This is a genomic window from Pedobacter sp. 01T416_2 (assembly GCF_056398925.1).
On record NZ_JBFTQI010000522.1, the window covers coordinates 1 to 4,306 of the forward strand.

4 protein-coding genes are annotated in these 4,306 nt (G+C 37.9%); all 4 read right to left on the bottom strand.

From position 1 onward, the window contains the following. Positions 1 to 487: 487 nt before the first annotated feature. Positions 488 to 1,381, bottom strand: coding sequence for a type IX secretion system protein PorD (gene porD, locus AC1DPQ_RS19480; RefSeq protein ID WP_057934614.1), 894 nt, complete (start codon positions 1,379 to 1,381; stop codon positions 488 to 490). Beyond that, positions 1,378 to 2,574, bottom strand: a complete 1,197-nt coding sequence (gene coaBC / locus AC1DPQ_RS19485; RefSeq protein WP_477610593.1) for a bifunctional phosphopantothenoylcysteine decarboxylase/phosphopantothenate--cysteine ligase CoaBC — start codon at positions 2,572 to 2,574, stop codon at positions 1,378 to 1,380. Before coaBC ends, porD begins: the two co-directional genes overlap by 4 nt. 72 nt (positions 2,575 to 2,646) lie before the next feature. Beyond that, complete coding sequence (locus AC1DPQ_RS19490) at positions 2,647 to 2,973, bottom strand: DNA-directed RNA polymerase subunit omega (protein WP_025145617.1); 327 nt, start codon at positions 2,971 to 2,973, stop codon at positions 2,647 to 2,649. A 3-nt stretch (positions 2,974 to 2,976) separates the two neighbouring features. After that, positions 2,977 to 3,924 carry an outer membrane protein assembly factor BamD gene (locus AC1DPQ_RS19495; protein ID WP_477610592.1) on the bottom strand — a complete coding sequence of 316 codons (948 nt, stop codon included), beginning with the start codon at positions 3,922 to 3,924 and terminating at the stop codon, positions 2,977 to 2,979. Positions 3,925 to 4,306 lie beyond the last annotated feature (382 nt).

Consider the following 4,306-nt stretch of genomic DNA (forward strand, 5'->3'; position numbering starts at 1 on the left):
GATTAGTCATATGTTACAAGTTGTACGAATTATTTCGTATTCAAATGTACGAAGATTAGTCATATGTTACAAGTTGTACGAATTATTTCGTATTCAAATGTACGAAGATATTCGTAAGATCAAAATATTTTAACAAATTTTTAACTTTATTGGTTAATTATGGAAACTGGTTGACCGGTTAACTGTAATATAAGACGCATGGGAAGGTAGAACGTTGCATGCCTATTCGCTTTTGAAAGGAAAAGCCCAAGCTATGAAAAACTGACTTATGTTATTAAACCTGATTGATGTGGATACCGGCCTGTGTATAAGGCCCGCAGGCGTATGAACGAAAGCAGGACTGGCTTTAATTGAATGTTAAGACTGCTTTCCCAAAAACAACCATCACAAATAGAAAAACTACTTAAGTGTTAACGCTGAGAACTGGTTAACTGAAAGTTATTTTACGATTAACCGATTTAAACAATTAACCAGTTGACCAAAAAAATTAATTTTTCTTCAGCCCTTCGTACTTACCAATATTCGCCGGATCGATTTCGGCCAACATATTGTAAGCTTTCATGCGTTCCTGGCCGTTTAGTTTAGAAAGTACATTGGTTACTTCTTCGGCTTTTGATGCGAAATAAACATTTGGGAAAATGGAACCCAGTTTTTGCTTATCCATTTGTTGAAGGGCAGGCAGGGCGGCAACAATCTGTGTTAAACCCTTGTCATTATCGGTTAGCTGATCGAGGCCGCTTAAATGGTAGCTATAGATAAAATTGCGCAGTTCGCTAAAAATAGGATTCAAAACGTTTTCATTAAACCAAAAACGATTGCGTAAACCATCAGCTGCACGCCAGCCGGTATTGCCCGAAGCTTGCGCCAGATTAATGATGTTCTGTGCTTTTTTATAAAACGGAGTTCCGCCCATTTTGCTGAAACTATCTTTATCCATTCCGATGATGGTATAAGCGTAGTAGGTGAGGAGGGCACTGATATTGGAAATATAATTCTGATCAGAAAAGTCGATTGTAGCGCCATCATTGAAATTAAAATCGAAATTCTTATCGCTCATATTTAACAAAGTGCTATTGTAAGAGCTGTTAAAAACCGGGCGGCTGCTTTGGATCTGTGCTTCCGCAGTATACCCGGAACCACCATCCCACGAATTGATGGTGATGACGAAACTACACTCAATCCGTTCCTGAGGCTTATAACTTTCGTTGCTGAACTTGTTATTATTTAAAAAATCGCGGATTGTTTTTTGCAAAGCATCTAAAGTTGGCTTACTGATGTTCGAAACCTGGGGAGCCAGCAGTGTTATCCTCGCATTTAACTCCTGCGCATGCAGTTTCCCGAAACCAACCAATAACAATATCCAAACAATTTTTTTTATCATTTTGCAATTTTTAAAATGGCCGCACAAATATCTTTAGCAACATCTGTTTTCGATTTCATTTCAAATACAGTCCGTTCTAAAGCTTTGTTAAAAATAGTAATTTTATTGGTATCTGATTTAAAACCTGCGCCCTTATCATTTAAAGAATTTAAAACCACCAGATCTAGGTTTTTCTTCTCTAGTTTGCCTTTGGCGTAATTCTCTTCATCATTGGTTTCCAAAGCAAAACCAACCAAAATCTGGTGCGCTTTTTTCGTTGTACCTAAAGAAGCGAGTATATCAGTTGTTTTTTCCAGTTCCAAAACCAGGCCACTATCCTGTTTTTTAATTTTTTGAGCGGCAACCAGTTTAGGACGATAATCTGCCACAGCGGCGCACATTACGGTGATATCCGTTTCAGGGAATACCAATGAACAGGCATCGAACATTTCCTGGGCACTTACTACATCGATTCTTTTTAAAATTTGAGTAGATTTTTGTGCAGTTGGTCCGGCAACTAATGTAACATCAGCTCCAAGGCTGGCCAGTTCATCAGCAAGGGCAAAACCCATTTTGCCTGATGAGTGATTGCCAATAAAACGCACCGGATCAATCGCCTCGTACGTAGGACCAGCAGTAACCATTACCTTTTTGCCAAATAAAGGCATCGATCTTTTAATGGCATCGTTTAGAAAGGAAACAATTTCTTCAGGTTCTGCCATTCGGCCTTCGCCCCAAAGTCCGCTAGCAAGTTCGCCATTGGCAGGTGCAATAACCGTATTGCCAAAACTGGCAATCTTTTCGATATTAGCTTGTGTAGTTTCATGCTTCCACATGTCCAGATCCATTGCGGGGGCAACATAAACCGGGCATTTGGCCGAAAGATAAACAGCCGTTAATAAATTATCACAGATACCTGTTGCCAGCTTGGCCAACGTGTTGGCAGTTATTGGAGCGATGATCATTAAATCGGCCCATAAGCCTAACTCAACATGGTTGCTCCATACGCCAGTTTCTTCTTCGAAGTATTGGGTGTAAACAGGGTTCTTAGAAAGCGTAGCAAGGGTAAGTGGTGTAATGAAATTAGCACCATCAGGGGTAAGAATAACCTTTACGTTTGCACCAGCTTTTACAAGCAGCCGAACTAAAAAAGCCGACTTATATGCTGCGATGCTACCGCAAACGCCAAGGATTATATTTTTATGTTTCAGCATAGCGTGTTGAGCACGGGGCATAGAGCATTGATATGCTTATAAAACTGCGCCATGCTCTTTGCCCTCTGCTAATTACTTTTGTTCTTTAGCAGGATTTCTGTGATAAATTTTCTCGTTCAAAAATTCATCTATAGCAACCAAAACAGGTTTCGGCATGCGCTCGTAATGTTTGCTGATTTCAATCTGCTCGCGATTTTCGAAAATTTCTTCTAAATTATCGTTGCTTGAAGCAAATTCTGCCAATTTACCATGTAACTCTTCTTTAACGTTGTTCGAAATCTGATTTGCTCTTTTAGCAATTACCACTAAAGATTCGTATAAGTTATCTGTAGTTTTATCTAAATCGTGTACGTTTCTGGTTACTGTAGTATTTGGTACAGCAGGTTTGTTAGTATTCATGTATTACTTGTTTTTAATATTCGTGTTATCAGCATTAGTTGGTTTTGTAGAAACGGTATCCTTTAATTTACCAGTTCTGATCAACATCTGCTTGTATTTTTCCTGATCAGCGGCATATAATGCCAATTCTTGTTTTGTAGCCACAATACCAGCCTCAACATCATCCTTAAGTACCTTTGCATCTTTAGTGTATTTACTGTCAGGATGGTTTTCAGTAAACTCAGYATATAAAGCAAGTGCTTCATTATAACGGTCTTCCTGGCGGATGATATAACTGTTTTTTGCGTATAAATACTGCGCTTTAATCATCAAGAAATCCATTTCCTCAGCATATTTAATATCTGGATAATCTCTTTGCGCATTTTTTAAAGCAATAACCGCTGCCCTGTAGTTGTCTACATTGCTTGGTCCGGTAGTTAAGTACATTTTGGCATTTTCGAAAGCTTTATCTTCTAACTTGCCCCTTAATGTAGCAATATATTTGCCAGCGGCTGCAGCACGATCGCTGGTAGGGTATAAGTTGATGAATAATTGAAGTGCATCTATAGCCTTATAGGTATTTTCCTGATCTAAAGAGAAATTTGGAGATTCTAAATAGAAACAATAAGCACCCATGTATCTCGCTTCTTCGGCATTTTTACTTGCTGGGTAGGTATCTGCAAAACTTTTAAACTGGTATCTGGCAGTTGTGTAATCACTTAATCTATATAAAGTATAGGCATAATAATAGTTCAGATCTTCAGCCTCTGCACGGCCACGATATTTTTGAGAAAGATCCTCAAAAAGCACCAATGCTTTACTGTAATCACGTTTATTGTACAAACGAAGAGCCTCTTGATATTTTTTTGCAACGTCATTACTCGCTCTCAATTTCTCGAAACGACTTTTACAACCCGCAATACCCAGAGCGGCAACAAATACTAAAATAATTAAGTGTTTAACTTTAAACATTCTGCAAAGATAATTAATAATACGATAACATCAATAAAAACAATTGGCCACTAAGCTATGCAAAGCAATTCAGTACAATATAACAGTTAACAATTTTTAACATATATATAGTATACCCAATGTATCTGAAAGTTTTTTTTATTCCTATACTATATAGTATGATTTCAGTAAATAACTTCCAAAGTTTAAAAGAGTAGGGGTGTAAGGATAACTTCGGAAGTCTATTCAGTCCACGCTGGATTTATTTCTACACTATATATATTAGGAGTGCTTTTGTTTTTTTAGCAAAGCAGTTTTGGTGCTACTATATAGGTATGTTTCCGCTATCCGCTTTATCCCGATGAAAACCTGTGAAACAAGCAAGCACACCAAAATATAACAC

Coding starts and splice junctions, on each gene's coding strand:
- AC1DPQ_RS19490 (WP_025145617.1), bottom strand. CDS start 2,973: ATGAATACTAACAAACCTGCTGTACCAAATACTACAGTAACCAGAAAC.
- porD (WP_057934614.1), bottom strand. CDS start 1,381: ATGATAAAAAAAATTGTTTGGATATTGTTATTGGTTGGTTTCGGGAAA.
- coaBC (WP_477610593.1), bottom strand. CDS start 2,574: ATGCTGAAACATAAAAATATAATCCTTGGCGTTTGCGGTAGCATCGCA.